The 25,736-nt window shown below is 71.4% G+C and carries 24 protein-coding genes; 13 read left to right on the top strand and 11 right to left on the bottom strand.

The genetic code is table 11. The annotated features are described in order from the left end of the window. The first annotated feature begins 39 nt into the window (after nucleotides 1–39). Nucleotides 40–1,203: a sigma-E factor regulatory protein RseB domain-containing protein gene (locus tag AB0O48_RS18990; RefSeq protein WP_365067120.1), complete on the top strand. Its 1,164-nt coding sequence runs from the start codon at nucleotides 40–42 to the stop codon at nucleotides 1,201–1,203. Between the two features lie 111 nt (nucleotides 1,204–1,314). On the opposite strand, the gene AB0O48_RS18985 is transcribed toward AB0O48_RS18990, so the two are convergent. Further along, a complete protein-coding gene (locus tag AB0O48_RS18985; RefSeq protein ID WP_365067118.1) occupies nucleotides 1,315–1,941 on the bottom strand; it encodes an SGNH/GDSL hydrolase family protein in 627 nt (208 codons plus the stop codon). Nucleotides 1,942–2,085: 144 nt separating this feature from the next. Between AB0O48_RS18985 and AB0O48_RS18980 the strand changes: the two genes are divergently transcribed. After that, nucleotides 2,086–4,380 carry an ATP-binding domain-containing protein gene (locus AB0O48_RS18980; RefSeq protein WP_365067115.1) on the top strand — a complete coding sequence of 765 codons (2,295 nt, stop codon included), beginning with the start codon at nucleotides 2,086–2,088 and terminating at the stop codon, nucleotides 4,378–4,380. A 76-nt stretch (nucleotides 4,381–4,456) separates the two neighbouring features. Here AB0O48_RS18980 and AB0O48_RS18975 read toward each other — a convergent pair whose 3' ends face one another. Continuing rightward, on the bottom strand, nucleotides 4,457–4,879 hold the full coding sequence (locus AB0O48_RS18975) for a hypothetical protein (protein WP_357247972.1): 423 nt from the start codon (nucleotides 4,877–4,879) through the stop codon (nucleotides 4,457–4,459). Between the two features lie 190 nt (nucleotides 4,880–5,069). Here AB0O48_RS18975 and AB0O48_RS18970 point away from each other — a divergent pair, with 190 nt between their 5' ends. Continuing rightward, the gene (locus AB0O48_RS18970; protein WP_365067112.1) at nucleotides 5,070–7,112 is read left to right on the top strand and encodes a glycerophosphodiester phosphodiesterase family protein; all 2,043 of its coding nucleotides are present in this window, start codon (nucleotides 5,070–5,072) and stop codon (nucleotides 7,110–7,112) included. 178 nt (nucleotides 7,113–7,290) lie between these two features. Next, nucleotides 7,291–7,668: a hypothetical protein gene (locus AB0O48_RS18965; protein WP_357247966.1), complete on the top strand. Its 378-nt coding sequence runs from the start codon at nucleotides 7,291–7,293 to the stop codon at nucleotides 7,666–7,668. Between the two features lie 63 nt (nucleotides 7,669–7,731). Here the strand turns inward: AB0O48_RS18965 and AB0O48_RS18960 are convergent, their stop codons facing one another. From AB0O48_RS18960 to AB0O48_RS18950, 3 genes are all read right to left on the bottom strand, one after another. Beyond that, complete coding sequence (locus AB0O48_RS18960) at nucleotides 7,732–8,694, bottom strand: sporulation protein (RefSeq protein WP_365067109.1); 963 nt, start codon at nucleotides 8,692–8,694, stop codon at nucleotides 7,732–7,734. Between the two features lie 197 nt (nucleotides 8,695–8,891). After that, complete coding sequence (locus tag AB0O48_RS18955) at nucleotides 8,892–9,104, bottom strand: DUF397 domain-containing protein (RefSeq protein WP_357570102.1); 213 nt, start codon at nucleotides 9,102–9,104, stop codon at nucleotides 8,892–8,894. Next, nucleotides 9,097–9,966, bottom strand: coding sequence for a helix-turn-helix transcriptional regulator (locus tag AB0O48_RS18950; protein WP_365067105.1), 870 nt, complete (start codon nucleotides 9,964–9,966; stop codon nucleotides 9,097–9,099). Before AB0O48_RS18950 ends, AB0O48_RS18955 begins: the two co-directional genes overlap by 8 nt. A 334-nt stretch (nucleotides 9,967–10,300) precedes the next feature. Between AB0O48_RS18950 and AB0O48_RS18945 the strand changes: the two genes are divergently transcribed. Together AB0O48_RS18945 and AB0O48_RS18940 are read left to right on the top strand one after the other, a co-directional pair. Continuing rightward, entirely contained in the window at nucleotides 10,301–10,549 is a 249-nt protein-coding gene (locus AB0O48_RS18945) for a DivIVA domain-containing protein (RefSeq protein ID WP_357247954.1), read from the top strand. A gap of 95 nt (nucleotides 10,550–10,644) precedes the next feature. Then, nucleotides 10,645–10,881 carry a hypothetical protein gene (locus AB0O48_RS18940; RefSeq protein WP_365067273.1) on the top strand — a complete coding sequence of 79 codons (237 nt, stop codon included), beginning with the start codon at nucleotides 10,645–10,647 and terminating at the stop codon, nucleotides 10,879–10,881. A gap of 141 nt (nucleotides 10,882–11,022) precedes the next feature. Here AB0O48_RS18940 and AB0O48_RS18935 read toward each other — a convergent pair whose 3' ends face one another. Together AB0O48_RS18935 and AB0O48_RS18930 are read right to left on the bottom strand one after the other, a co-directional pair. Continuing rightward, entirely contained in the window at nucleotides 11,023–11,799 is a 777-nt protein-coding gene (locus AB0O48_RS18935; protein WP_365067101.1) for a DeoR/GlpR family DNA-binding transcription regulator, read from the bottom strand. 37 nt (nucleotides 11,800–11,836) lie between these two features. After that, a complete protein-coding gene (locus AB0O48_RS18930; RefSeq protein ID WP_365067098.1) occupies nucleotides 11,837–13,828 on the bottom strand; it encodes a beta-galactosidase in 1,992 nt (663 codons plus the stop codon). 241 nt (nucleotides 13,829–14,069) lie between these two features. Here AB0O48_RS18930 and AB0O48_RS18925 point away from each other — a divergent pair, with 241 nt between their 5' ends. From AB0O48_RS18925 to AB0O48_RS18910, 4 genes are all read left to right on the top strand, one after another. Further along, on the top strand, nucleotides 14,070–16,277 hold the full coding sequence (locus AB0O48_RS18925; RefSeq protein WP_357247945.1) for an alpha-galactosidase: 2,208 nt from the start codon (nucleotides 14,070–14,072) through the stop codon (nucleotides 16,275–16,277). A 107-nt stretch (nucleotides 16,278–16,384) separates the two neighbouring features. Further along, nucleotides 16,385–16,786 (top strand): YciI family protein, encoded by a 402-nt coding sequence (locus tag AB0O48_RS18920; protein WP_357247942.1) that lies wholly within the window; start codon nucleotides 16,385–16,387, stop codon nucleotides 16,784–16,786. A gap of 6 nt (nucleotides 16,787–16,792) precedes the next feature. Next, entirely contained in the window at nucleotides 16,793–18,052 is a 1,260-nt protein-coding gene (locus AB0O48_RS18915) for a sigma-70 family RNA polymerase sigma factor (protein ID WP_357248068.1), read from the top strand. 102 nt (nucleotides 18,053–18,154) lie between these two features. Continuing rightward, entirely contained in the window at nucleotides 18,155–18,475 is a 321-nt protein-coding gene (locus AB0O48_RS18910) for a multidrug efflux SMR transporter (RefSeq protein WP_357247939.1), read from the top strand. A 55-nt stretch (nucleotides 18,476–18,530) separates the two neighbouring features. Here the strand turns inward: AB0O48_RS18910 and AB0O48_RS18905 are convergent, their stop codons facing one another. Next, the gene (locus AB0O48_RS18905; RefSeq protein ID WP_357247937.1) at nucleotides 18,531–19,952 is read right to left on the bottom strand and encodes a cellulase family glycosylhydrolase; all 1,422 of its coding nucleotides are present in this window, start codon (nucleotides 19,950–19,952) and stop codon (nucleotides 18,531–18,533) included. 379 nt (nucleotides 19,953–20,331) lie between these two features. On the opposite strand from AB0O48_RS18905, the gene AB0O48_RS18900 reads away from it, so the two are divergent. From AB0O48_RS18900 to AB0O48_RS18890, 3 genes are read left to right on the top strand one after another with little or no spacing between them, the layout of a single operon-like run. Further along, nucleotides 20,332–21,294: a TIGR03557 family F420-dependent LLM class oxidoreductase gene (locus AB0O48_RS18900; RefSeq protein WP_357247935.1), complete on the top strand. Its 963-nt coding sequence runs from the start codon at nucleotides 20,332–20,334 to the stop codon at nucleotides 21,292–21,294. 5 nt (nucleotides 21,295–21,299) lie between these two features. Next, the gene (locus AB0O48_RS18895; protein WP_365067091.1) at nucleotides 21,300–22,130 is read left to right on the top strand and encodes an alpha/beta hydrolase; all 831 of its coding nucleotides are present in this window, start codon (nucleotides 21,300–21,302) and stop codon (nucleotides 22,128–22,130) included. After that, on the top strand, nucleotides 22,127–22,255 hold the full coding sequence (locus tag AB0O48_RS18890) for a hypothetical protein (RefSeq protein ID WP_357248085.1): 129 nt from the start codon (nucleotides 22,127–22,129) through the stop codon (nucleotides 22,253–22,255). Before AB0O48_RS18895 ends, AB0O48_RS18890 begins: the two co-directional genes overlap by 4 nt. A 42-nt stretch (nucleotides 22,256–22,297) precedes the next feature. Here the strand turns inward: AB0O48_RS18890 and AB0O48_RS18885 are convergent, their stop codons facing one another. The 3 genes from AB0O48_RS18885 to AB0O48_RS18875 are packed head-to-tail and all read right to left on the bottom strand — an operon-like array spanning nucleotide 22,298 to nucleotide 25,682. Then, nucleotides 22,298–23,332, bottom strand: a complete 1,035-nt coding sequence (locus AB0O48_RS18885) for a hypothetical protein (RefSeq protein WP_365067088.1) — start codon at nucleotides 23,330–23,332, stop codon at nucleotides 22,298–22,300. Between the two features lie 32 nt (nucleotides 23,333–23,364). After that, nucleotides 23,365–24,183 (bottom strand): endonuclease/exonuclease/phosphatase family protein, encoded by an 819-nt coding sequence (locus AB0O48_RS18880; RefSeq protein WP_365067085.1) that lies wholly within the window; start codon nucleotides 24,181–24,183, stop codon nucleotides 23,365–23,367. A gap of 8 nt (nucleotides 24,184–24,191) precedes the next feature. Further along, nucleotides 24,192–25,682, bottom strand: coding sequence for a phosphatase PAP2 family protein (locus AB0O48_RS18875; RefSeq protein ID WP_365067082.1), 1,491 nt, complete (start codon nucleotides 25,680–25,682; stop codon nucleotides 24,192–24,194). Nucleotides 25,683–25,736: the final 54 nt, after the last annotated feature.

The following is a 25,736-nucleotide window of genomic DNA, read 5'->3' as shown; positions in this document are numbered from 1 at the left end:
CAGGCCCGAGGGAGGAGGATGGCAGCAGGAGGTGCCACCATGTCCGTCCTGAGAAGCCGTCCCGTCCTTCGTTGGCTGGTTCCGGCCACCGCAGCCGTCGCCGTCATCGGCGGTGGAGCTGCGATCGGCACGTTCGCCGCCGAGGCTGAGCCGAGCCTGCCGCCGCGTACCGCCGCCCAACTCCTGGTCGACCTGCAGACCTCCCGGCTGGAGGGGGTCTCCGGGACCGTCGTGCAGCGCGCCGACCTCGGCCTGCCGTCACTCGTCGGGCTGATTCCCGGCAACGACCTGACCAGCATGTTGACCGGCACGCACACCCTGCGGGTCTGGTACTCCGGCCCGGAGCGGCAGCGGGTCGCGCTGCTGGACACCCTCGGCGAGCAGGACGTGATCCGCAACGGCCGGGACCTGTGGACCTGGGAGAGCCGGACCAACACCGCCCGGCACCGCACGCTTGGCGACGCCGAGACCGGACGGGCGGCGCCCGAGGCGCGCCCGAGCCTGCCGGCCACTCCGCAGCAGGCCGCCGACCTGGCGTTGGCCGCGATCGACCCGAGCACCCAGGTGAGCGTCGGCCGCTCGGCGACCGTCGCCGGTCAGGACGCGTACGAGCTGGTGCTCCAGCCGCGCGACGAGGGCTCCCTGTTGCACCAGCTGCGGATCGCCATCGACGCCAAGCAGCACGTGCCGCTGCGCTTCGAGGTGCTCGCGAAGGGCAGCGACCAGCCGGCGTTCGAGATGGCCTTCACCCAGATCGACTACCGCCGGCCCGCAGCGGACCAGTTCACCTTCAACCCACCGCCCGGCGTGACCGTCACCGAGGAGAAGGCCGAGCGGCCGGGCGCGGGCAGGCCCGACCACGTCGAGCCGGCGGGCGATCCACAGGTACGCGCGGTGGGCACCGGCTGGACGACCGTGCTGGTCGCCCGCCTCGACGAGGCGATGGGCGGTAAGCCGGCCGTGGGCGGTAAGCCGGCCGTGGGCGGTAAGCCGGCCGACGCGAAGCCGGCCGCGCCACCGGCCGGCGCCGCACCCGACATGGACCTGTCGAAGCTGCTCGGCGGGCTCGCGGCGGTCAAGGGCGACTGGGGTAGCGGTCGTCTACTCACCAGCAAGCTGTTCAGTGTGCTGCTCACCGACGACGGCCGGGTCCTCGCCGGCGCGGTCACTCCCGAGCGGCTCTACGAGGCTGCTCGCGGCTGATCCTCCGATGTCCGCGCCGGGTCGACCCTCGTGGTTGGCCCGGCGTCATCGTGTCCGGCCCTCGCGCGCAGGCGGGCGCTCGATCAGCGGCCGGGCGCGCCGGGTGCTGAGTCAGCCGGTGCCGAGGGCGCTGAGACAGGCGTCGGCGAGGACCGCGTGGCCGGGCAGGTACGGGTGCACGCGGTCGTCGGCCCAGCGCGTCGACGGGCTGACCGCGAGCACCCGGTCGAACGCCGCCTGGTTGGGCACGTGCACCGCGTCGAACTCGGCGGCCAGCCTCGCCACCACCGCCGCGTACCGGTCGGTGTCGGCGCGTTGCGGGACGCCACGGTCGGCCTCGATGAGGAACGGGTCACCGAGGATCAGCCGGCAGCCGGTCGCGGTGACCGCTCGCCCCAGCAGGTCGCGCAGGGTGCGCTCGTACTCCTCGATCCCCACGGCCTCCTCCGGCCGGTCGCCGTAGTGCCGCCAGATGTCGTTGATGCCGATCAGCACCGCGAGCCAGTCGGGGCGCTCGGCGATGGCGTCGTCGTCCCAGCGGGCGGCCAGGTCCCGTACCGTGTCGCCGCCCACACCCCGGTTGACCCAGGTCAGCTCCAGCTCCGGGTGCCGGGCGTCGACGAACGCGCGGACGAGGCTGACGTAACCGGAGCCGTAGGGCGCGGCGACGTCGCGCCGACCACAATCGGTGATGCTGTCGCCGATGAAGACGACGCGTTGCCCGGCCCGCAGGATCATCCGACGCCACCTCGCGATCACCGGCGCCGACCCGCCGGGCTTGGTGCGAACCGGCGGAACGCGCTATCTTCAACAGTTCGAGGACACAAAAAAGAACGGCTATAAGCCGTTCCTGCAAAGGATTCTAATCTTTAGGGAGACGGCTTGTCAAGGCACTCCGGCGGTTCCGGCGAATTGCCGCTCGACGACGAGATCGGTCGCGAGCAGGAGTACGTCTCGATGCTCTACGACCGGCTGGACGGGCTACGTGAGCAGGCCGCCCACCGGCTCACGGCCGAACTGCGCAACACCGGCGGGACCCTCCAGGACCGCTCGCAGCGCGACAGCTCGGTAGCGATGTACGCCGATCAGGTCGAGCAGTTCTCCGCCGTGGAGAACGGGCTCTGCTTTGGCCGTCTCGACGGTGACGACGACTCCCGCCACTACATCGGCCGGATCGGCATCTTCGACACCACAGGTGACTACGATCCGCTGCTGATGGACTGGCGGGCCCCCGCCGCCCGCGCCTTCTACCTCGCCACCGCCGCCAACCCCCAGGGTGTACGCCGCCGCCGGCACCTGCGGACCCGGCAGCGCAAGGTGACCGGGCTCAACGACGAGGTGCTCGACATCGACAGCGCCTCCCCCGGCGGCCACGAGGAGCTGACCGGCGAGGCGTCCCTGCTCGCGGCACTCAACGCGGGCCGGACCGGCCGGATGCGCGACATCGTCGAGACCATCCAGGCCGAACAGGACGAGATCATCCGGGCGGAGCTGCCGGGCGTCATGGTGGTGCAGGGCGGCCCCGGCACCGGCAAGACCGCCGTCGCGCTGCACCGGGCGGCGTACCTGCTCTACACCCACCGCCGCGAACTCTCCAGCCGCGGCGTTCTGCTGGTCGGCCCGAACGCGACCTTCCTGCGCTACATCTCCCAGGTGCTGCCGACGCTGGCCGAGACGGGCGTGCTGCTGCGTACCCAGGGTGATCTTTTCCCCGGCGTGAGCGCGCAACGGACCGAACCGGCCGAGACCGCGGCGCTCAAGGGCCGGGGCGTGTTGGCGGAGGTTTTGGCGCTGGCGGTACGGGACCGGCAGTGGGTGCCGGACGAGCCGCTGGAGATCGAGGTCGAGCGGGAGGCGCTGCGCCTCGACCCGGAAACGGTGCGCACCGCCCGGGACCGGGTCCGGCGCGTCGACCGGCCGCACAACCTGGCCCGCACGCTGTTCGCGACGGAGATCGTGCACGCGCTCGCCGACCAGGTGGCCGAACGGATCGGCGCCGACCCGCTGGGCGGGGACAACCTGCTCGACGAGGCCGACCGGGCCGAGATCCGCCGCGAGCTGCGCGAGGAGTCGGAGGTCCAGGCCGCCCTCGACCGGCTGTGGCCGGTGCTCACCCCGCAACGCCTGCTCGCCGACCTGTACGCCGATCCGGACCGGATCGCCGCCGCCGCGCCGATGCTCACCGACGACGAGCGGGCGCTGCTGCACCGCGAGCCGGGTGGCTGGACGCCGGCCGACGTACCGCTGCTGGACGAGGCCGCCGAGCTGCTCGGCGAGGACGAGCGGGCCGCTGCCGCCCGGCGGGACCGGATCCGGATGATGGAACGGGAGTACGCCGAGGGCGTGCTGGAGATCGCCCGGGGTTCCCGCTCGATCGACGTCGAGGACGAGGCCGAGGGCGGTGAGATCCTCGGCGTGACCGACCTGATCGACGCGGACCGGCTGCTGGAGCGGCAGGAGGAGGCCGACCGGTTGACCACCGCGCAGCGGGCCGCCGCCGACCGGACCTGGGCGTTCGGTCACGTGATCGTGGACGAGGCGCAGGAGCTGTCCCCGATGGCCTGGCGGCTGCTGATGCGCCGCTGCCCGAGCCGGTCGATGACGATCGTCGGGGACGTGGCACAGACCGGCGCGCTCAGCGGCACGCCGTCCTGGGCGGACGCCCTCGCCCCGTACGTGGCGCAGCGGTGGCGGCTGACCGAGTTGACGGTCAGCTACCGCACCCCGGCCGAGATCATGGCGGTCGCCGCCGATGTCCTGGCGGAGATCGACCCGACGCTGCGCCCGCCGCGCTCGGTGCGGGAGGGCGGCGTACCCCCGTGGGACCGGACGGTGCCCGCCGAGCGGTTGGCGGCGGAACTCGTCGCGGAGGCCACCCGGGAGGCGACCGCGCTGACCGAGGGTCGGCTCGGGGTGCTCGTGCCGGCCGGCCGGGTGGGCGAGCTGGGCTCCGCGGTGACCGCCGCGCTGCCGGAGGCCGCCGTCGGCGAGCATCCGGAGTTGGAGAGCCGGGTGGTGGTGCTGACCATCGCGCAGGCCAAGGGGTTGGAGTTCGACTCGGTGCTGGTCGTCGACCCGGACCGGATGGTGGCCGAGTCCCCCCGCGGCCGCAGCGACCTGTACGTGGCCCTCACCCGAGCCACCCAACGCCTGGGAGTCCTCCGCCCCACCCACTGAGTCGATCATGAGGTTGACGTGGACGGTGATCTCTCACCGCCACGTCAACCTCATGATCACGCCGCCAGGGGGGCGGTCAGTCGGTGGTGGAGCGGTCTCGGACCGACTTGGCTGGTTCTGGCGCGGACGTGGACTGGTCGCTGGTGTTGCCGCTCAGCGGCGTGCTCAGGCCGCCGGTGGTGGCGTCGCCGGTCGTCGTCGGGGCGACCTTGCCCCGGTGTCGCTCCGGCTGGCGGGCCACCCGTCGCACGCTCGCCGGACCGGCGGTGCCACCGGTGGTGGTCACCGCGCCCTGCCCGCCGACCGGTCCGCCGTCGCGCAGCACCTGCGGGTCGATCCGTTCCTTCGCCGGATCGAACGGGTCGTCGCGCTGGATCTGACTCTGCACATCGGTACGGGGAAGCGTCACCTCGTCGACCGCACCCTTGCCGTACACGCCTCCGGCGATCCGATCCTCGGCCTGGCGGGCGGCGTCCTGCCGCATGTCGTCCTCACGCACGATCATCACCTCGCAGAAGCTGTGGAACTGACTGCGTGCCCGACCTCCGGCCGACCAAACCCGGGGTGACCGGGAGGTCGTCCACGGTGGTTCACCGCCGCGCCGCCCGCTGGCCGCCTGCCCGCCGCCCGAGATGTCCATGCTGTCCGGCGACCGGCGGGAGATGCCCACCGGCAGAGGGGATGACAGCGTGCGCACAGTACGCCGTACCGCCGTCGCGGCCCTGGTGGCCGCGACGGTGACGACCGGGCTCGCGGTGCCCGCCCAGGCGAAGCCGCGACCGGACCGGACATTCGACGTGCAGGCCCACCGCGGCGGCCTCGGGTTGCGGGTGGAGAACACCCTCGCGTCCTTCGGCAACGCCCTCCAACTGGGGGTGACCACCCTCGAACTGGACGTGCAGATCACCGAGGACGGCCAGGCCGTCGTCACCCACGACCGGAAGGTCAGTGGCGCCAAGTGCGTCGACACCGCCCCGGTGACGCCCGGTGACCCGGAGTTCCCGTACGTCGGGAAGTACGTCAACACGCTCAGCCTGGCCCAGGTGCGCTCGCTCGACTGTGGCTCGAAGACGCTGCCGGACAAGCCCGGTCAGCTCGCCGTCCCGGGCGCCCGGATGCCGATGCTGCGCGAGGTCTTCGCCCTGGTGAACCGCTACCGGGCGAAGGACGTGACGCTCAACGTCGAGACCAAGGTGGAGGCCGGGGCACCGACCGAGACCGCGCCCCGCGACCAGTTCGTCCGGGTCACCGCGGCGGAGATCCGTGCCGCCGGGCTGCTCAAGCAGGTCACCATCCAGAGCTTCGACTGGGGCGCGCTGATGCGCATGCGCCAGGTCGAACCGAAGCTGCCGCTCGTCGCCCTGACCAACTACGACTTCCTGCAGACCGGACAGCCGGGCGCCTCGCCGTGGCTGGGCGGGCTGGACATCGACGACTTCGGCGGCGACCCGATCAGGGCGATCCGCAGCTTCGGCGCCAGCGCCTTCTCACCGGTGCACGGCATGCCGCAGAACGGCACGGTCACCGACCCGGGCTACCAGCCGTACGTCACCAAGGAGATGGTCGCCGAGGCGCACCGCTACGGGATCAAGGTGATCCCGTGGACCGTCGACGACGTGCCGACCATGGCCAAGCTGATCGACGACGGCGTGGACGGCATGATCACCGACTACCCGGACCGGCTGCGGGGCCTGCTGGCGCAGCGCGGTTACCGGCTGCCGAAGGCGTACGCCGCGCCGTTCGACATCCAGGCGCACCGGGGCGGCCGGGCCACCCGGCCGGAGAACACCCTGCCGGCCTTCTCCAACGCGCTGTCCAACCGGGCCATCTCCACGCTGGAGTTGGACACCGGCGTGACCGCCGACGGCAAGCTCGTGGTGCTGCACGACCGCACCGTCAACGGGTCACACTGCGTCGACACCAAGCCGGTGCGCCGCGGTGACCCCTCGTTCCCGTACGTGGGCAAGCCGGTGCACGAGCTGACCCTGGCGCAGCTCAAGACCGTGGACTGCGGCACGAAGACGCTGCCCGAGCTGCCCGCGCAGGTGCCCGCGCCGGGTGCCCGGATCCCGACCCTGGACGAGGTCTTCGCCCTGGTGAAGGCCAGTGGCCGCAGCGACATCGGGATGAACATCGAGACGAAGATCAGCCCGGTGGTGAACGACACCGAGCCGTACCGCAGCTTCACCCGCAAGCTGGTCGACGCCATCCAGCGCGCCGGCTTCACCAACCGGGCCACCATCCAGTCGTTCGACTGGCGCACCATCACGTACGCGCGGCAGCTCGACCGGCGGATCGGCACGGTCGCGCTGGTCTGGCAGTACGGCCCGGCCGAGTGCGCGACCGTCGCCGACGAGTGCTCGTTGCAGGCGGCGTACGGCAACCCGTCGGTGAAGAGCCCGTGGACCGGTGGGCTGGACTGGTGGAAGTACCAGGACCTCGGCAAGCTGACCCGGGCCGCCGGTGCCGGCACGGTGTCGGCCAACTGGCAGGTGCACGACCCGAAGCAGGGCACCGTCGCCTCGGACGACTGGTACCTGCGGGAGAACCCGGCATACTTCCACGGACCGGACGTACGCACGCTTCAGGTGCGCGACGGACTGAAGGTGATCCCGTACACCGTCGATGACGCGACGGTGATGCAGCGGGTCATCGACCTCGGCGTCGACGGCATGATCACCGACGACCCGGACCTTCTGGTGAGCGTGGCCAGGCGCAACGGCCTGCGCTGACCCGGTCGTCCACCCGATCGCCGGCCGGATTTTCCGGCCGGCGATCGGTGTTACCTGCTCCCGGGCCTCGGGTAGTCGGGGGTTGTCCCCGCCACGAATGCGAACCGTGCCGTGGCCGAAACGCGGTAGCGGGGCGAGGGAATGCAGGTACGACTCATCGCATCCTGAGGAGGACCAGATGAGCACGCAGGCTGCTTCCACCCGGCCGATGAACCGGCCCATGAACGACCCGCAGAATCCCGCGTCGATGCGGGACATGCAGACCCAGCAGATGCCGGTCATGCATGACGGGCGTCGCAACGACATGCAGGCACCCGGTACGGAGACCAAGCAGGCGTTCAAGACCACCGAGTTCTGGATCTACCTGATCGCGGTGGCCGCCGTACTGGGCGCGTCGCAGGTCGTCGGTCAGAACTCCGCTGGGGTGGACATCTTCCGGGCCGACAACGCCTGGTTCCTGATCACCCTGCTGACGCTTGGCTACCTCGGTAGCCGTGGCCTCTCGAAGGCCGGCAGCAACTGGCGCAGCGGCGAGGAGCGCAAGGCCCGGCACTGACCGGTTCACAGCGCGGTGGCCTCCGGGAGATCCTCCCGGAGGCCACCGTCGTGTTCGGATCGGCTACTCGTCGCCGCCGAAGTCGCCGCCGAAGTCGCCACCGAAGTCGCCCTCGAACGCGTCCTCGATCATCTCGCCGGCGACCATGCCGCCGGCGACGCCGAGCGCCGCGCCGGCCACCATGCCGCCCATGCCGTGCCCGCGGCTGTGACCGTGACCGCGGCCCGAGCCGTACTGGGACCGCAGGCTGCCGTAGCGGGACGTGGTCTCGCGCAACCACCCGTCGACGACCTGCGCCCAGTCCACCCGGTCGACGTCGGTGTGCGACACCTGGAATCGGCCGAACGCGTCGTGCCCGGCGCTGAGGAAGCCGCCGCGCTTGTCGCACTCCAGGATGACCTCGACGCCGCGCTGGCTGGTCACGAAGGTCAGCTCGACCTCGTTGATCGTGCTCGCGTACTGCGGCGCGGCGAAGAACTCGATCTCCTGGTAGAACGGCAGCGTCTGCTGCACGCCCCGGATGTGGCCGCGCTCCAGGTCGGCGTGCTTGAACCGGAAGCCGAGCCGCTGGAACGCCTCGAGGATCCGCTCGTGCACCGGCAGCGGGTGCACCGCCACCTGGTCCAGGTCGCTCTTGTCGACCGCGCGGGCGATCGCCAACTCGGTACGCAGACCCATCGTCATGCCGTGCAGGCGCTGGCCGTACACGTCGGTGATCGGGGTCTCCCACGGCACGGGGAGCTGGAACGGGATCGAGAGCTGCTGCTTCGGGGCGAGCAGGAACGCGCCGCTGACCGCCATCCGGTGAAACTCGAGGGTGCCGGAGTATTCGGCGTCGTGCCCCTCGACCTCCACCCGGGTCACCAGACCGACCACCACCTGCTCGATGGCCGCCTCAGCGTCGCCGCCGACGAGGTTGACCTGCCCGTCGAGGGTCAGGCCGGGCCGGGTGTTGGGGTTGGTCAGCACAGTGTCCACACTGGGACCGCCCACACCGAACGCGCTCAACATCTTCTTGAAGACCATCGGAACTCCTGTGCGACGCCGACCGCTCCTGGTTGGAGTCGGACGTTGACTCGACCGGCACCCTATCCAGCACCCCTGTGAGGTGGCTGTGAAGCGCCCGCCAGGGTGCCGCCGCTTGATCGACTCGCTTTCCTGAAAGTCGCGGCATCACCACGACCGGGACACCCCGACTTCCGTGAAGCCGAGTCGATCAGCGTTCAGGCGGCGAAATCGCCGTCCTTGACCCCGTTGACGAAGGCCATCCAACCGCCGGCCGGGTAGACCAGGGTCGCCGCCGCGCGATCCTTGCTGTCGCGCACCGCCACCCGGCCGGAACCATCCAGGACCGGCCCCGCCTCGACACAGCTACCACCGTTGCTGTTGCTGCGGGTGCTCACATGCCAGGCCACTACGGGCAAGGCTTCACTCATGCAGTCCCTCCTTGATCTCCGCGATCAGCTCGGCCGCCTCGCGCCGATCCAATGCGACAGCACGAAGCCGATCGTACGCAAGCGCGTAACGTTTCGACGTTGGAGATTCCATGAAACGACGCCCGCCCAGCGTCTCGGCATAGGCGACCTCCGGGTAAGGCTTGGGCATCCCGAAGAGTACGAACGAGCCATCGAGACCGGCATGCAGCCCGACCCTTGCCGGCAGCACGCGGACATCAATGTTCGGCTGCCCGATCAGGTCACCCAGGTGGTTCAGTTGGCCGCGCATCACGGCAGAACCACCGACGGGTCGGCGCAGTACGCTCTCATCGATGATCGCCGCCACGCGGACCGACGGGTCCCGCGCGAGCACACGTTGGCGGTCGATCCTGAGTTGTAGCCACTTGCCGACCGAGAAATCTGTCGCACTCTCCCCCTCAGCATTACGGATCACCGCCTCCGCGTATGCCGGCGTTTGCATGAGGCCCGGCATGAGGAAGGCATCCCACGAGTAGATGCGCTCGGCCCTGCTTTCCAGCCAGGGAAAATCGATGAACGAGGCGTCAACCAACTCGTCATAGTCCGCGTCCCACCGATCCGTTCGCCAGGCGTCCTCGGCGAGCTGGATGAAGCGGTTCCGCTCGCGCCCGTCGTGCTCGCCGTAGAGGTCCAGCAGCGACACGACAACGCCACGTCGGAACGGCCACTCGGCGCGCTCCCAGCGGGCGATGGAGGAAAAATCGCGCTCCAGGAACTCGGCGGCCTGCTTCAGGGTGATGCCGCGTTGCTCCCGTAGCTGCCGCATCTGTTGGCCGAGCCATTGAGCGCGCAATGTCTGAACGAACGATTCACGCCTCGGCATAGTGCCCCTCTCCTCGCGGACCCTCAAGACGAATTTTGTTGGTGTCGTTGCACCAATACCGAGACCACTGGAAACGTGGCCTTCGGGTGAGGGTGATCGCCGGCCCCCGGGGAAGCCCGGTGCAAACACGGCAAACGCGGCTGCGCCAACAGCCGAGAAGGTGACGAGAGACGGCCTCGCGAGTGGCAGTCGCATACCGGATCTCGTCGGGTCTCAACTAGAGCGTCGGGAGGTGCGACTCCCGGCTCCGAACCGACTTGACGACATACCTACCACGTCAAGGGGCGCCGTCGCGACCCTGACTCACCCATTCACCGACGACGAGAGGTGACCGATGACCAGAGGCACGCTGTACGACGGCAGCCGGCTGCATCCGCGGCACGTCCGCGACCGTCAGTTCGCCACGGTCGGCTTCGGCCGACGGGGGCTCAACCCCGCCGAGGTACGGCGGTTCCTGCACCGGGTCGCGCTCGACCTGACCGCCTTGCACCACGACCTGGCACAGCTATGTGCGGAGAACGCCCGGATGAAGCGGGCGCTGCGTGCTCGGCAGAATGCCTGGTCCGAAAGGCGTCGGCCGTGATCCCGCCGTACGAGCCTCCCGGCGGGATCTTCGTGCCGCTGCCTCGGGCGGCCGTGCTGGCGTTCACCGAGTCGACGGAACCGCCACCCCGACACGTGATCCACCTGCCGGTGACGGTCCCCGATCTGGCCGGGGCGCTGGATCTGGCCCGTACGCTCGCCCGGTCGCTGACCTCGACGCCACAGGTCGACGTCGCCGGCATCACGGTCTCGGCGGAGGACGCGCAGCACGTACGACACTGGGTCTTCTGCGACCGGATCATGCCCGATCGCCGCCGCTGCGCGCGGCAGGCCGACCACGTCGGCCCTTGTCTCCCCACCGACAGCCCCTAGTGGGGGACCAGACCAACACCCTCCGCGATCTTGCACTTTCTGTCGCGCCCAACGGGTGCATTCCAGGCATTTCGGCGACACAAAGTGCAAGATCGGCGCGGGGTGGGGTGGGGTGGGGGGCGGAGGGAGGGCGGGAGGGGGCTAGGCGGGTTCGACGATCACCAGCTCGCCCACCTGTTCGCCGATCGTGGTGCGTGCCTCCGTCGGCAAGCCCACGTCGGTGATCAGCACGTCGGCGGCCTCCAGGGGAGCGATCGTGGCGATGCCGATGGTCTCCCACTTGGTGTGGTCGGCGAGCACCACGAGCCGGCGGGCGGCACCGATCAGGCACCTGTTGACCCCGGCCTCCAGCAGGTTGGGCGTGGTGAATCCGGTGCGCGGGCTGAGCCCGTGTACGCCGAGGAAGAGCAGGTCGACGTTGAGCGCGCTGATCGCCGCCTCGGCCACCGGCCCGGTCAACGCGTCCGACGGGGTGCGGATGCCGCCGGTCAAGACGACCGTCTGGTCGGCGCGCGGGTCCTGGTAGAGCGCGTCGGCCACCGGGATCGAGTTGGTGACGACGGTCAGCCCTCGCACGTCGGAGAGCAGGGTGGCCAGCGCGGCGGTGGTGGTGCCGGCGGAGAGCGCGATCGCCATCCCCGGCTCCACCATCGTCGCCGCCCGCTCGGCGATGGCACGCTTCTCCGCCTGCTGGCGGATCGACTTCGCGGCGAAGCCGGGCTCCTCGGCCGAACCCGGCCCGGCGAGTGTCGCGCCGCCGTGCACCTTGTCCACCAGGCCGCGCTCGGCCAATGCCTCCAGGTCACGGCGGATCGTCATGTCGGACACGCCGAACCGGCTGACCAGGTGGCTCACCCGTACGCCGCCACGTTGGCGGATCAGATCGAGGATGGCGGTCTGCCGCTGCTGGGCGAGCATGGGGAGAGCTCCTTCGCGCCGTGAACTGTCGTCAGAGTCAGGTCCGATCCTCACGGACGACCGCCACCGCACCGGCCGGCAGCGTCAGCTCACCGGAGCACCGTTCGCCGGTCAACAGCTCGGTGCCGGTCGCCGGGAGCCGGACCTCCGCCTCGGTGTGGTTGAGGACGAACAACCACGTGCGTTCGCCGTCGCGCCGACGTACCACCTCCACGCCGGGCGGCGCCGGCGCCGCCGGGCGCACGCCCGCCTCGTCGACGAGCCGGGCGACCAGCCGGTCGGTGGCCGCGTCGTCCAACCGGGTGCCGACATACCAGGCGGCGCCGTCGCCGACCCGGTGGCGGGTCAGCGCCGGCACACCCGGCAGGGGCCCATCGGTGTACGAGGCGAGCACCTCCGCGCCGTTCGGGTGCAGCCACTCGGTCCACACGTCGGCGGTGCTGCCGTCGTCGAGGCGGACCTGCTCGCCCTCGCGCAGCGGGAAGAACTCCTCGGTCCGTACGCCGAGCAGCTCCCGGAACGCGCCGGGGTAGCCGCCGAGGCGGATGTGGTCGTTCTCGTCGACGATGCCGCTGAAGTAGGTCACCGCCGCCGTGCCGCCGCCCTCGACAAAGCGGTGCAGTGCCGCGACGTCGGCGTCCCGGACCAGGTAGAGGGTCGGCACCAGCACCAGCCGGTAGCCGCTGAGGTCAGCCGACGGGTGGATGATGTCGGCGGTCACGCCGGCCCGCCAGAGGGACCGGTAGAGGGCGGTCAGTCGGTCGTCGTAGGTGACGTCGGCGCTGGGGTGGGAATCCAGCTCGACACCCCACCAGGCCTCCCAGTCGAACAGGATGGCCACGTCGGCGTCCACCCGGCTGCCGCGTACCTCGGCGAGGGCCTTGAGGTCGGCGCCGAGTTGGCAGACCTCGCGGAACACCTTGGTGTCGGGGCCGGCGTGCGGCACCAGCGCGGAGTGGAACTTCTCGGCGCCAACCCGGGAGGCGCGCCACTGGAAGAACAGCACGCCGTCGGCGCCACGGGCGACGTGCGCCAGGCTGTTGCGGCGTAGCTGACCGGGCTGCTTGGCGACGTTGCGCGGCTGCCATTGGACGGCGCTCGTGGAGTGCTCCATCAGCAGCCACGGGTCACCGCCGGCGACACCCCGGGTGTGGTCGGCGGCGAGCGACAGACCGAGGTGCGCCTGCGGGTCGGCGGCGGTCAGGTAGTGGTCGTTGGACACCAGGTCCACATCGTCGGCCCAGGACTGGTAGTCCATGTGCTTGACGCCCATGCCGATCATGAAGTTGGTGGTGATCGGCTGGCGGACCAGAGTCTTGAGCACCTCGCGTTCGGCGCGCAGTTGGGCGCGCAGCTCGTCGGAGGAGAAGCGCAGGAAGTCGAGCTGCTGCGTGGGGTTGGCGAAGGCCGTCACCGTGCGCGGCGGGTTGATCTCGGCCCAGTCGCCGTAGCGCTGACTCCAGAACGCGGTGCCCCAGGCGTCGTTGAGCCGCGCCAGGTCGCCGTAGCGCTCCCGCAGCCAGCCACGGAACGCCTCGGCACTGACGTCGCAGTAGCAATTCGCGTTGTGGCAGCCCAGCTCGTTGGAGACGTGCCACATCACCACGGCGGGGTGCTCGGCGTACCGACCGGCGACCGCCCGCACCAACTCCAGCGATCGTTCGCGGAAGATGGGCGAGCTGGGGCAGTACGCCTGCCGGCCGCCCGGCCAGAGGATCGTGCCGTCGTCGCGGCGGGGCAACGTCTCCGGGTGAGCCCTGGCCAGCCACGGTGGCGGGCTGGCGGTGGCGGTGGCCAGGTCCACCTGGATCCCGCCACTGTGCAGGAGGTCCAGCACCCGGTCCAGCCAACCGAACTCGTATCGGCCCGGAGTGGGCTCCAGCAGTGCCCAGGAGAAGATGCCGACGGAGACCAGGTTGACCCCGGCTCGGCGCATCAACTCGACGTCCTCGGACCAGGTCTGCTCGGGCCACTGCTCAGGGTTGTAGTCGCCGCCGAAAGAGATGCCGTTCCCGTGCCATTGCCGCATGAGAGCTGAGGGTGCACCCCGCACGACGCGGAAGTCAACAGGTTCCAACATCGATTCATTTTCCACCGTTGACCGCGTTACGGCCTTATCACACTGGGTTATCGAAGGTGAACTGCCCTCTTGACAGCGCTCGACTGAGGGGTAACTTGAGGCCCCACTGGTCGTTCGTGTTGACCAATGTGGATTCTCGGTGGATCCCGATGGGTGATCACGGCCGCCTGACCTTGGGAGCCTCAAAGGGATGAGCATCCTGCACCTGCGCCGCGCGCGGACCAGCCTGGTGCTCGACGCGCGCGGCCCGGGACTGCCCCGGATCGTGCACTGGGGCGGCGACGTCGGCGACCTCGACGACGACGGCCTGAACCAGCTCGCCGAGGCGACGGTGCCGCCGGTGGTGCCGAGCAGCTTCGACGAGCCGCCCGTGCTGTCGCTGCTGCCGGAGGCGAGCGCGGGGTGGAGTGGCCGGCCGGGGCTGGCCGGGCACCGCGACGGACGAGACTGGTCCACCTCCTTCCGCCTCGACGGGTGGGACGTGCGGGACATCGGCACCGACCCGGGCCACCCGGCCGGTGGCGGCGAGGCGGTGGGCGTACTCCCGGCCGACGGCGGGCCCGGCGGACCCGGGGCGGCGCTGCTGACCGTGCGGGCGTCGGACCCGGCCGCCGGGCTGACCCTGACCAGCGAGATCACCCTGGACCCGCACGGCCTGCTGACCGTTCGCCATCGGCTGCGCAACGACGGCGACACGGCGTACGAGCTGCGGGAGCTGACGCCGGTGCTGCCGGTGCCGGCGGTCGCCACCGAGTTGCTCGACCTGACCGGCCGGTGGTGCCGGGAACGGTCGCCGCAGCGGCACCCGTGGCCGCACGGCGCCTGGGTCCGCGAGGGTCGGCACGGCCGGACCGGGCACGACGCCACGCTGCTGCTGGTGGCCGGCACCGCCGGGTTCGGCTTCGGCCACGGCGAGGTGTGGGCGGTGCACACCGCGTGGAGCGGCGACCACGTCACCGTCGCCGAACGCCGGCCCACCGGCGAGTCGACCCTCGGCGGCGGTGAGCTGCTGGCCCCCGGCGAGATCCGGCTCGGCCCTGGCGAGTCGTACGACACTCCCCTGCTCTACGCGGTCTGGTCCGACGTCGGGCTGGACGGGCTCAGCGACGTACTCCATTCGCACCTGCGGGCCCGGCCCGGACACCCACGCTCCCCCCGGCCGGTGACCCTCAACGTCTGGGAGGCGGTCTACTTCGACCACGACCTGGACCGGCTGCGGGCGCTCGCCGACCGGGCCGCGCAGATCGGCGTGGAGCGGTTCGTGCTCGACGACGGTTGGTTCCGCGGCCGGCGCGACGACACCGCCGGTCTCGGTGACTGGTACGTCGACGAGCGCGTCTGGCCCGACGGCCTGCAACCGTTGATCGACCACGTGACCGGCCGGGGCCTTCAGTTCGGTCTGTGGGTCGAGCCGGAGATGGTCAACCCGGACTCCGACCTGTTCCGGGCGCACCCGGACTGGCTGCTGGCGGTGCCGGGTCGGCTGCCACCGGCGTGGCGCAACCAGCAGGTGCTCGACCTGGGCCGCCCGGAGACCTACGCCTACCTGCTGGAACGCCTCGACACGCTGCTCGCCGACCATCCCGCCATCAGCTACCTCAAGTGGGACCAGAACCGGGACCTCACCGAGGCCGGGCACCACGGCCGTCCCGGCGTGCACGGGCAGACCCTGGCGGTCTACCGGCTGCTCGACGAGGTGCGCCGCCGGCATCCCGGCGTGGAGATCGAGAGCTGCTCGTCCGGCGGGGCACGGGTGGACCTGGCCATCCTGGCCCGCACCGACCGGGTCTGGGCCAGCGACTGCAACGACGCCCTGGAACGGCTCAGCATCCAGCGCTGGACCGGGCTGCTGCTACCACCGGAGCTGATCGGCACGCACATCGGCCCGCATCGCTCGCACACCACCAACCGCGTGCACGACCTGGGCTTCCGGGCGGCGACCGCGCTCTTCGGCCACCACGGCATCGAGTGGGACATCGCCTCGATCAGCGCCGCCGAGCAGACCGAACTGGCCGCCTGGGTGGCGCTGCACAAGCGGCTGCGGCCGCTGCTGCACGCCGGCCGGGTGGTCCGGGTCGACCACCCGGACCCGGCCGTCTGGGCACACGGCGTGGTCGATCACGACAACACCAAGGCGGTGTACGCGGTGGCGCGCCTGAGCACCTCGGTGACGCAGACCCCGGGCGCGGTCCGACTGCCCGGCCTGGACCCCGGGCGGCGTTACCGGGTGCGACAGGTGGCGGGCGTACCGGCCCCGGCGACGATCGAGCGGTCCGCGCCGGCCTGGCTTGCGAGCGGTGTCACCCTCAGCGGGGCGGCGCTGGCCCGGGTGGGGGTGCAACTGCCCGCCCTGCACCCGGAACAGAGCCTGGTGCTGGAGGTCGACGCCGTCGTCTGAAAAGATTCTGGGAAATCTTCGGTCGGGGTGTCGAGAAGGGCTTTGCCTGTTTCTACCTCAGGGTGAGAGCACCGACGACGACGGTGCCCAGGCGTGAGGAGCCACCAATGAAGTACATGCTGCTGATGCAGTTCAGCGCCGCGGGGACCGACTTCCCGAGCATCGCCACCTGGACGCAGGACGAGGTCCGGGCGCACATCGCGTTCATGGGCGAGGTCAACGACAAGCTCACCGCCGCCGGGGAGTGGGTCGACGCGCAGGGCCTCGGCGGCCCGCAACAGGCCCGGATCGTGCGCGCCGGCGACGGCGGGGCGCCGGTGGTCACCGAGGGGCCGTTCGCCGAGACGAAGGAGTTCCTCGCCGGCTACTGGATCGTCGACTGCGACAGCCCGGAGCGGGCGGTGGAACTGGCCGCGTACATCTCCACCGCACCCGGCCCCGGCGGCCAGCCGCTGAACATGCCGATCGAGGTGCACCCGGTGATGTCCGCCCCACCTCAGGAGCTGTGACGGCTGATCACCGATGCCCGCACCGAGGACCTGCTGCGCGAGTTGGCGCCGCAGGTCCTCGGCGTGCTCGCCCGCCGTTTCGGTGACTTCGCCACCGCCGAGGACGCGGTGCAGGAGGCGTTGCTGGCCGCCGCCACCCAGTGGCCCACCGAGGGGTTGCCGGCGAACCCGCGCGGCTGGCTGATCCAGGTCGGTTACCGCCGGATGATCGAGCTGGTCCGTGGTGAGCAGGCCCGACGCCGCCGGGAGGACCTGGTCGCCCGCCGCGACCCGGACGACCGGCAGTACGCACCGGCCGCGGACGAGGAGTTGACCGCCGAGCGCGACGACACCCTGGTCCTGCTGATGCTCTGCTGCCATCCGGCACTCGCCCCGACGTCGGCCGTGGCGCTGACCCTGCGCGCCGTCGGCGGCCTGAGCACCGCCGAGATCGCCCGCGCGTTCCTGGTGCCCGAGGCGACGATGGCGCAACGGATCAGCCGGGCCAAGCAGCGCATCCGCGCGTCCGGGCTGCCGTTCCGAATGCCGGACGAGGCGGAGCGCGCCGACCGGCTCACCAGCGTCCGGCAGGTGCTCTACCTGGTCTTCACCGAGGGACACACCAGCACTGCCGGCCCCGACCTACGGCGGATCGACCTCGCGGCCGAGGCGATCCGGCTGACCCGCGCACTGCACACGCTGCTGCCCGACGACAGCGAATCGACCGGGCTGCTGGCATTGATGCTGCTCACCGAGGCACGCGGTCCGGCGCGGACCGGACCCTCCGGTGAGCTGATCTCACTGGCCGACCAGGACCGCAGCCGCTGGGACGCGGCGGCGATCGCCGAGGGCGTAGCCCTGGTCACCCATGCGCTGCCGCGTGGGCCGGTCGGCCCGTACCAGGTGCAGGCCGCGATCGCCGCCCTGCACGACGAGGCGCCGAGCACGTCGCAGACCGATTGGCCGCAGATCCTGGCGCTCTACGAGGTGTTGGAACGGCTCGTCGGCAGCCCGGTGGTGGCGCTCAACCGGGCCGTGGCGACCGCCATGGTGCACGGACCGGCGGCCGGACTGGCCGCTCTCGACGCGCTGGCCGACGACCCCCGACTGGCCGGGCACCACCGGCTGCCCGCCGCCCGCGCCCACCTGCACGAGATGGCCGGCGACCGGGAGCGGGCGATGGCGGGCTACCGCGCCGCCGCCGCACGCACGAGCAGCCTGCCCGAACAGCGCTATCTGCAGATGCGGGCAGCCCGACTGGCAGCCGAGCCCGTCGACCTCCCGTGACGACTCGGTCCAACTGCCAATCTTGGACACTTTCCGTCAGCGCGGCGGGCTCAACTGGTGGTTGCAACACCCTTCCGTGATCATCGACGACCAGGGGGACACGTGGCGTACGTGCTGTTGGGGATCGCCATCCTCGCCGAGGTGCTGGCGACCAGCCTGATCAAGAGCACCGCCGGGTTCAGCCGCCTCTGGCCGACGGTGGCGTGCCTCGGCGGGTATGCGCTGGCGTTCCTCCTGCTGGCCCAGGCCGTCAAGGAGATACCTGTCGGTGTCGCGTACGCCCTCTGGTCGGGTCTGGGCACCGCGGCCATCGTGGCGATCGGAGCGGTGTTCCTGGGTGAGTCGGTCGGGCTGGCCAAGCTCACCGGCATCGCGCTGATCATCGCCGGCGTGATCATCGTGAACCTGACCGGGGAACACTGACCGCAGCCGAACGCAGTGGCCGGCCCCCGGTGCGGGACCGGCCACCTGGCGTCGGTCAGCCTGCCGTGCAGCTCACCTCCGGCGTGGGGTTGCTGCCGGTCCAACTGCCGAGGAAGCCGAAGCTGGCGCTGGCACCGGCGGCCAGCCGGCCGTTGTAGTCCGTGTTGCGCGCGGTCACCGTGGATCCGCTGCTGGTCACCGTCGCGTTCCAGGACTGGGTGACGCTCTGACCGTTGGCGAGAGTCCACCGGGTGGTCCAGCCGGTGACCCCGGCGGCACCGGCGGTCACCCGCACCTCGGCCTGGAAGCCACCCTGCCACTGGTTGGTCACCGTGTACGTTGCCGTGCAACCACCGACCGGCGGCGGCGTCGTGGGCGGTGGCGTCGTGGGCGGTGGCGTCGTGGGTGGTGGCGTCGTGGGCGGTGGCGTCGTGGGCGGTGGCGTCGTCGGCGGTGGCGTCGTCGGCGGGGGCGTCGTCGTCGGCGGGGTGCCGCCGAAGACGCTTGCCTCCCGGGCGGTCTGCCGGATGCCGTTCGCGCCGTTGAAGAGCCGCTGGCCCCAGGTGGTCAGGCTGGACGGGTTGAAGTTGGTGGCGAGGTCGAGATATTCCACCCCACCGCCGTTGCCGCTCCACGACCAGCCCAACCAGCCGATCCCGTTGGCCTGGCTGTACGCGAGGATGGTGTCCTCGTCCGGGTCCCCGTCGGAGTGGTTGAAACCGAACTCACCGACCACGATCGGCAGGCCGGCGGCACGGAACCGACCCAGATAGTCGCTGATCTCCGCGGCGGTGTCGAAGACCCCGTACATGTGGACGGAGAAGACGGTGTTGCGGGCCGGGTCGGCGGCGAACACCGACGCGGCGTTGTCCCGCATCGTGAAGGACCAGTCCTGACCCCAGTTCGGCGCGTCCACCATGATCGTGTGGGTCAACCCGCCGGCCCGCAGGCGCTTGATCGCGTTGGCGTTGTCGGTGGCCCAGGAGCCGTAGTTCTGGTTGCCGTACGGCTCGTTGCCGATGTTGACGATGACGTATCTTTCCTGGCCGACGAGGACGTCGGCGAGGCTGAGCCAGTAGTCGACGGCCCGGTCCAGGGTGATGGCCCCGCTCTGCTCGCCGTACCCGGTGGTGTCGTGCACCTCGAGCACGCAGATCAGCCGGTTGGCCTTGCACGTCGAGATGACGGTGGCGACGTCGGCGTTGGTGTTGCGGGTCCACCGGTCCCCGCTGGACAGCACCACCCGCACGGTGTTCGCGCCGAGCGCCTTGACGTCGGCGAAGGAGTTGGTCTGCTGCGGATACCAGGTGTGTGCGTGGTTGACACCCCGCATGACGAATTCGGTTCCGTTGGCGTCGTACAACCTGCCGTTCGCGACGGAAAAACCGGCCGCGGCGTGTGCCGGCTGGCCGAACGCCAGCACGGCGACGAGCAACGCGAGCAGGGCCGCGCCGGCGGCGGTGAGTCGAGTCTTCATGGTCTTCCTCAGGGAGGACCCCCGGTGCCCGACAGGGGTGGGACGTGACAGGGGGAAGGGCGACTGCAGCCCGGCAGCCGCGCCCGACGCCCGGCGCGCACGCATCAGCGTATGGCGATGGATTGGCCCTCGCAACCGGTTCAGTTGAGCGGCCCGCTCCCCGGACAGCCGCAACGGCCCACGCGAGCGCGGGCCGTCGCGGGGCGGTCATCCCCACCACAGGATGTGCGCCACCTCCGGTTCTTAACCGGTTAAGACCGACGGTAGGCAGGTCACCCGTCATCCGTCAAGCACTGCCCATCCCGAACCGGACGGGAGGGTTGACGGCGGCCGAGCGGGGTATCCCGGGAACGATCAGCCAGTGAGAGGGGATACCAGGATGGTCAGCGTCGGCTACACCCTGATGGGCGAACAGGCCGGTCCCAAGCAGTTGGTCGACCACGCGGTCCGGGCCGAGGCGGCCGGCTTCGACCAGTTGGTGATGTCCGACCACTACTACCCCTGGCTGGACTCCCAGGGCCACTCCCCGTACGCCTGGTCGGTGCTCGGCGCGGTCGCCCACGCCACCTCCCGCGCCCAGCTGATGTCGTTCGTGACCTGCCCGATCCGCCGCTACCACCCGGCCGTGGTCGCGCAGAAGGCCAGCACGATCGGGGCGCTCTCGGACGGCCGGTTCACCCTCGGCCTGGGCGCCGGGGAGAACCTGAACGAGCACGTGGTCGGTGGCTGGCCGCACGTGCAGCAGCGGCACGAGATGTTCGAGGAGGCGTTGCAGATCATCCGGCCGCTGCTCAACGGAGAGACGTTGACCTTCTCCGGCAACCACTTCGACGTGCCCGACGCCTACGTCTGGGACCGCCCGGAACGGCCGGTGCCGATGGCCGTGGCCGCGTCCGGCCGGCAGTCCGCGACGTTGGCCGCGGAGTACGGCAACGGCATCATCTCCACCGAACCCGACCGGCACATCATCGAGATGTACGACGACGCCGGCGGCGCCGGCCAGCCCCGGTACGGGCAGGTGGCCATCTGCTACGGCCCCGACGAGGCCGAGTGCCGCAAGATCGTGCACGACCAGTTCCGCTGGTTCGGGATGGGTTGGAAGGTCAACGCCGACCTGCCCGGCCCGGAGTCCTTCGCCGCCGCCACCCAGTTCGTCCGGGAGGAGGACGTCGCCGAGGGCGTCCCCTGCGGGCCGGACATCGACGCGCACGTCGAGGCGTTCCGCAAGTTCGTCGACGCCGGCTTCACCCACGTGGCGATCATCCAGGTCGGCGGAGAGACCCAGCCGATGTTCCTGGACTGGGCGCAGGAGCAGCTCCTGCCCCGGCTGCGGGAGTTGTGACGTCGATGCGCGGCGGCCACTTCGGTCCGACCGAGCTGCGGCTCGCCATGGCCGCGCCCCGGTCGGCCGCCGGGTTGACGAGTGAGTGGCGGCTCGTCGACGGGCTGCGCACCCACACCCGGCGCAGTACGGACCCGGGGATCGGGACGCCGCCCGTGGTGCTGGTGCACGGCCTGGCCGTCTCCCACCGTTACCTCACCCCGCTGGCCGTCGCGCTCGCCACCACCCACCCGGTGTACGTGCCGGACCTGCCCGGCTTCGGGCTTACCGAACACCCCGACGGCGCGTACGACGTCCACCGGCACGCCGCGCACCTGGCCGCCTGGCTGGCCGCGTACCGGCTGCCGCCGGTGTGCCTGCTGGGGCACTCGTTCGGCGCCGAGGTGGCCGCCTCGGTCGCCGCGAACCACCCGGACGCGGTACGCGCGCTGGTGCTGGCCGGACCGACGAGTGACCCGTCCGCCCGGTCCCACGGTGGCCTGTTCGGCAGGTGGCTGGTGGACTGCCTGCGCGAGGCGCCGTTGCAGGCGCCGATCCTGGTCCGCGACGTCTGGAACGCCCGGCCCCGGCGGGTCCTCGCGACCGTGTCGCACTCCGTGCGCAACCCGATCGAGCGGGACCTCGTCCGCGTCACCGCGCCCACCCTCGTCGTGACCGGAGCCCGCGACCCGGTCGTACCGGCGCCCTGGCGCGACGAGGTGACCCGGCTCGTGCCGGACGCGAACCTGCTGGTGGTCCCCGGCGCCGCGCACAACGTGGTCACGACCGCCCCGACGCAGGTCGCGGACGCGGTCCGCCGCCTGCTCGCCCCGCAACCCGCACTCTCGGACAGGTGAACCCCATGCGCTTCGGCAACACGGAGATCCGCCCGCTCGGCGGCGGCCTCGGCTGCCTCCTGATGATCCTCTTCTCGATCGTCGCCTCGGTGGTGCTCACCGTCCTGCTCAACCTGGTGCTGTGAGGACGACGGCGACCGCGATCCGCCCACTCGGCGGCGGCGCGGTCAGCGGCGTAGGCCCAGGGCGCCGAGCACCTCGCGGGAGGCCAGCCGCGCCGGGTCGAGCACCGACCGGCGGGTCCACCGGGCGGCGGGCGCGACGGTGGCCCGCCAGGCCGCCCGGATGCCGTGCGCCACCGGCACGACCGTCACCGACCAGGCCCACCGGGCTCCCCGCAGCAGTGGGTGCACGGCGTGCCGCCACACCCAGCGCAGCCCGTGCCCGAGCGGGCGCAGCAACAGGCGGTAGAACTGCCGCAGCACCCACCCGGCCGCCCGCCACGCACCGACCACCACGGCGACGAGCAACCGGCCGAACCCCATGACGACCCACCAGATCCCCCGGCCCAACCCGGTGAGCGCGGCGCTCACCGCTCCGCCGAGTGCGCGGACGCCACGCCACACCAGCCGTCCGGCGGGGGTCAGCGCCACGCCCAGCCAGCGCAGCGGCCGTCGGACCAGGTACTCGGCCAGCCACACCAGCACGCGCCCCAGCGCGACGAGAGGCGGACGCAGCCCCCGACGGGCAAGCCAGACCAGCGGTGCCCAGAGCAGCGTGCGGGCCACCCAGGCGATGCCGTACGCCAGCCAGGTCAGCGGGTGCCAGATCAGCGTGCGGGCCACCCACGTGAGGCCCCGCCCGAGCCAGAGCAGCGGGAGCCAGACGAGGACCCGGGCCGCCCAGCGCGCCGGAACCCAGAGCAGGTTACGGGCGCACCAGACCAGCGGCAGCCACAGGAGTCGGTGCAGCGCCCAGGACAGCGGAGACAACAACCAGCGGCCCAGGAACCGCCCGACGGGGGTCAGCAGACTCCGGTACGCCAGCCGGCCGGCAGCCGCGACCAGCTCCCAGAGCAGGCGTACCGGTAGCACCACGACCAACGCCACACCCCGCGCGACGGCCGCGACGAGCGGGAGCGCGACGGCGGCCGGTTCGGCCGGGTCCACGGCGGACGGTGCCGGCCGCGCCGCCGTTGGTGCAGCGACGCGACCGCCCGGCAGGTCGGGCAGCGGCGGGCAGGCCGGCAGGGGGTCGGTCACGGTGGGCACGGTAACCGGCCCGCGCCACGGCCTCAGCCGTCGGTTGCGGCCGGATCGAGGTCGAGTGTGGTGAGCAGTGGATAGTGGTCCGAGGCGGTGTCCGCCGTCCCGCCCCGGACGACCCGGCACTCCCGCGTCCGCCGCGCCACCTCGCGGGTGCCGAGCAGGTAGTCCAGTCGCATCCCGGCGAACTCGGCCCCACCGAAGCGGGTGGGGACGGTCCGGCCCTCGGCCTCGGCCGCCCCGGCGTTGACCGACGGCCAGAGGTCGACCAGGTCGGCGGCGAGCAACCGGCCGATCGCCCGGGTGTCCACGTCGCCGCCGCGCCGACGCAGGTGCCGCCGCCGGTAGAGGGTCGGCATCCCGGCCAGCCGCTCGGTGTGGTCCACGCTCGGGTCGAGCGCGTTGAGGTCACCGGTGACGAGCGTCAACGGACCCGGGGCACGTCGCACGGCCCGGACCAGCCAGTCGGCCTCCATCCGCCGCCGTCCACCCGAGTACGGGTAGAGGTGGGCACCGAGCACGGTGAGCGGGCCGGCGGTGGTCGCCACCACGACACGGGCGGCGGCGTGGTGGAACGGCCGGCGCACTGCCCCCGCGTCGATGACCTGGTACGGGGGCCGGACCAGCACGACCACCGGCTGTCCGAGACAGGACCGGGCCAGGTACGGCGTCATCCCCACCCGACCCGCCACGGTGGCCATCAGCCCGTCGCGGTCGAAGCCGCGCAGCTCCTGCAGGGCCAGCACGTCCGGCGCCTGCTCGTCGATGACCCGGACCACCTGATCCAGCCGGTCGCCGCCGCGGTCCCGACCGCCGGTGCGGATGTTCCAGGTCATCAACCGCAGCACGGTGGCGGTCAGTCGGCTCTGCCGGCGCGCGCCAGCTCGTCGTCGAGGGTGCTCACGTCCTCCGACTCGATGGTCGGTTGGTTGCCTTCCTTCAGGTCGGCGTTCGGGCGGACGACGAGGTAGAGCAGCCCGATCCAGAGCGCGGAGAGCAGGATCGCGCCCATGAAGTCGGTCGGGTGGTGCATGCCCCGGTACATCCGGGAGGTGGCGACCCCGACCGGCATGATCACGGCCAGCGCCACGAAGATCCAACGCCACCACCTGTCGGTACGCGGGAACACGATGACCGTGATGGCCAGCCAGACGCAGATGGTGGCCGCGATGTGCCCCGACGGGAACGACGAGGTGGGCATCTGCCCGTCGAGGTTCTCCACCGCCGGGCGCGGTCGGTCGACGGCGCGGGCCGAGGCGAGGAACAGGGTCAGCTCACCGACCATGGCCAGCGCCAGGAAGAGCACCGGACGCCAGCGCCGCCAGACCGCCAGGATCAGCGGGCAGAAGACCAGCGAGATGATCAGGATCGCGTGGGTGTCGCCGAACTTGCTCCACCACCAACTCACGTCGGTCAACACGTCGGTGTGCCGCTCGGCGAACCACCGCGGCACGTCGGTGTCGAGGGTGTCGAAGAGGGTGCCCTTGGCGTGGTAGCTGACGTACGTGCCGAAGCTGTAGAGCGCCCCGAACACGAGCACCCAGCCCACCAGCAGCTCGGCCACCGCCGAGCGGGGGTGCGCCAGCACGTGCTCCTCCGCCGGGGCGGGGGCGATGTCGTGCCCGGCCTCGGGCTCCAGGCCCTCGCTCAGCGGCGGTACCGACCGCCCGCGCTCACGCCGCCACAGCCGGAAGGCGTACGCGGTGACGCCGAGCCAGGCCGCACCGAGCAGCCAGCCGGCCAGCACGTCCGAGACGTAGTGGACGCCCAACGCGATCCGGGTCAGGCCGATCACCGCCACCAGCAGGCTGAAGCCGACGATCGCGGGCTTGCGCCAGCGCGGCGCCATGGCCGGCAGGAACACCAGCAGCAGAGCCCCGTACGCGACGATCGAGCCCAGCGCGTGCCCGCTCGGGAAGCTGTTGCCCGGCGCGCTGGCGATCGGCACGTCCACCACGGGGCGGAGCCGTCCGACAAGCGTCTTCAGCGACGGGTCGAGGATCAGGCCACCGATGCCGGTGACGATCAGGTAGACGGCCAGCCGTGGCTGTTTGCGAATGAGGAGCCCGACCACGGCGACGCTGACCAACCAGATGTAGATCGGTCGGCCACCCAGGTCGGTCACCGCCTGCAGGACGGTGACCAGGGCGTGGTGCGGGGCGACGAGCCCGTTGAACCACTCGGCGACGGCGTGGTCGCCGTCCTGCAACGGGCTCCACCGCACCCGGACGAGCAGCAACAGCAGCCCGAATGCCACCCCGGCGCCGGTGATGGCCGCCAGACCCGCGATGCTCCGCTCGGCGAAGTGACCGATCGGACGTCGCGCCATCTCCTTGACCGCGGTCACCCCGCACCTCCTTGTTCGGCTCTGGCGGGGCCGCTTTACCCGATCCGCGTTCGT

It is taken from the genome of Micromonospora sp. NPDC085948, from assembly GCF_040686315.1.
Classification (GTDB): domain Bacteria; phylum Actinomycetota; class Actinomycetes; order Mycobacteriales; family Micromonosporaceae; genus Micromonospora.
This window is presented reverse-complemented; position numbering and strand designations above follow the sequence as displayed.

Excerpts from the sequence above, each read along its gene's own strand:
- AB0O48_RS18925 (WP_357247945.1), top strand. The coding sequence starts at position 14,070 with ATGAGCATCCTGCACCTGCGCCGCGCGCGGACCAGCCTGGTGCTCGAC.
- AB0O48_RS18990 (WP_365067120.1), top strand. The coding sequence starts at position 40 with ATGTCCGTCCTGAGAAGCCGTCCCGTCCTTCGTTGGCTGGTTCCGGCC.
- AB0O48_RS18935 (WP_365067101.1), bottom strand. The coding sequence starts at position 11,799 with ATGCTCGCCCAGCAGCGGCAGACCGCCATCCTCGATCTGATCCGCCAA.
- AB0O48_RS18955 (WP_357570102.1), bottom strand. The coding sequence starts at position 9,104 with ATGAGTGAAGCCTTGCCCGTAGTGGCCTGGCATGTGAGCACCCGCAGC.
- AB0O48_RS18960 (WP_365067109.1), bottom strand. The coding sequence starts at position 8,694 with ATGGTCTTCAAGAAGATGTTGAGCGCGTTCGGTGTGGGCGGTCCCAGT.
- AB0O48_RS18895 (WP_365067091.1), top strand. The coding sequence starts at position 21,300 with ATGCGCGGCGGCCACTTCGGTCCGACCGAGCTGCGGCTCGCCATGGCC.
- AB0O48_RS18985 (WP_365067118.1), bottom strand. The coding sequence starts at position 1,941 with ATGATCCTGCGGGCCGGGCAACGCGTCGTCTTCATCGGCGACAGCATC.
- AB0O48_RS18965 (WP_357247966.1), top strand. The coding sequence starts at position 7,291 with ATGAGCACGCAGGCTGCTTCCACCCGGCCGATGAACCGGCCCATGAAC.
- AB0O48_RS18900 (WP_357247935.1), top strand. The coding sequence starts at position 20,332 with ATGGTCAGCGTCGGCTACACCCTGATGGGCGAACAGGCCGGTCCCAAG.
- AB0O48_RS18930 (WP_365067098.1), bottom strand. The coding sequence starts at position 13,828 with ATGCGGCAATGGCACGGGAACGGCATCTCTTTCGGCGGCGACTACAAC.
- AB0O48_RS18950 (WP_365067105.1), bottom strand. The coding sequence starts at position 9,966 with ATGCCGAGGCGTGAATCGTTCGTTCAGACATTGCGCGCTCAATGGCTC.
- AB0O48_RS18945 (WP_357247954.1), top strand. The coding sequence starts at position 10,301 with ATGACCAGAGGCACGCTGTACGACGGCAGCCGGCTGCATCCGCGGCAC.
- AB0O48_RS18905 (WP_357247937.1), bottom strand. The coding sequence starts at position 19,952 with ATGAAGACTCGACTCACCGCCGCCGGCGCGGCCCTGCTCGCGTTGCTC.
- AB0O48_RS18920 (WP_357247942.1), top strand. The coding sequence starts at position 16,385 with ATGAAGTACATGCTGCTGATGCAGTTCAGCGCCGCGGGGACCGACTTC.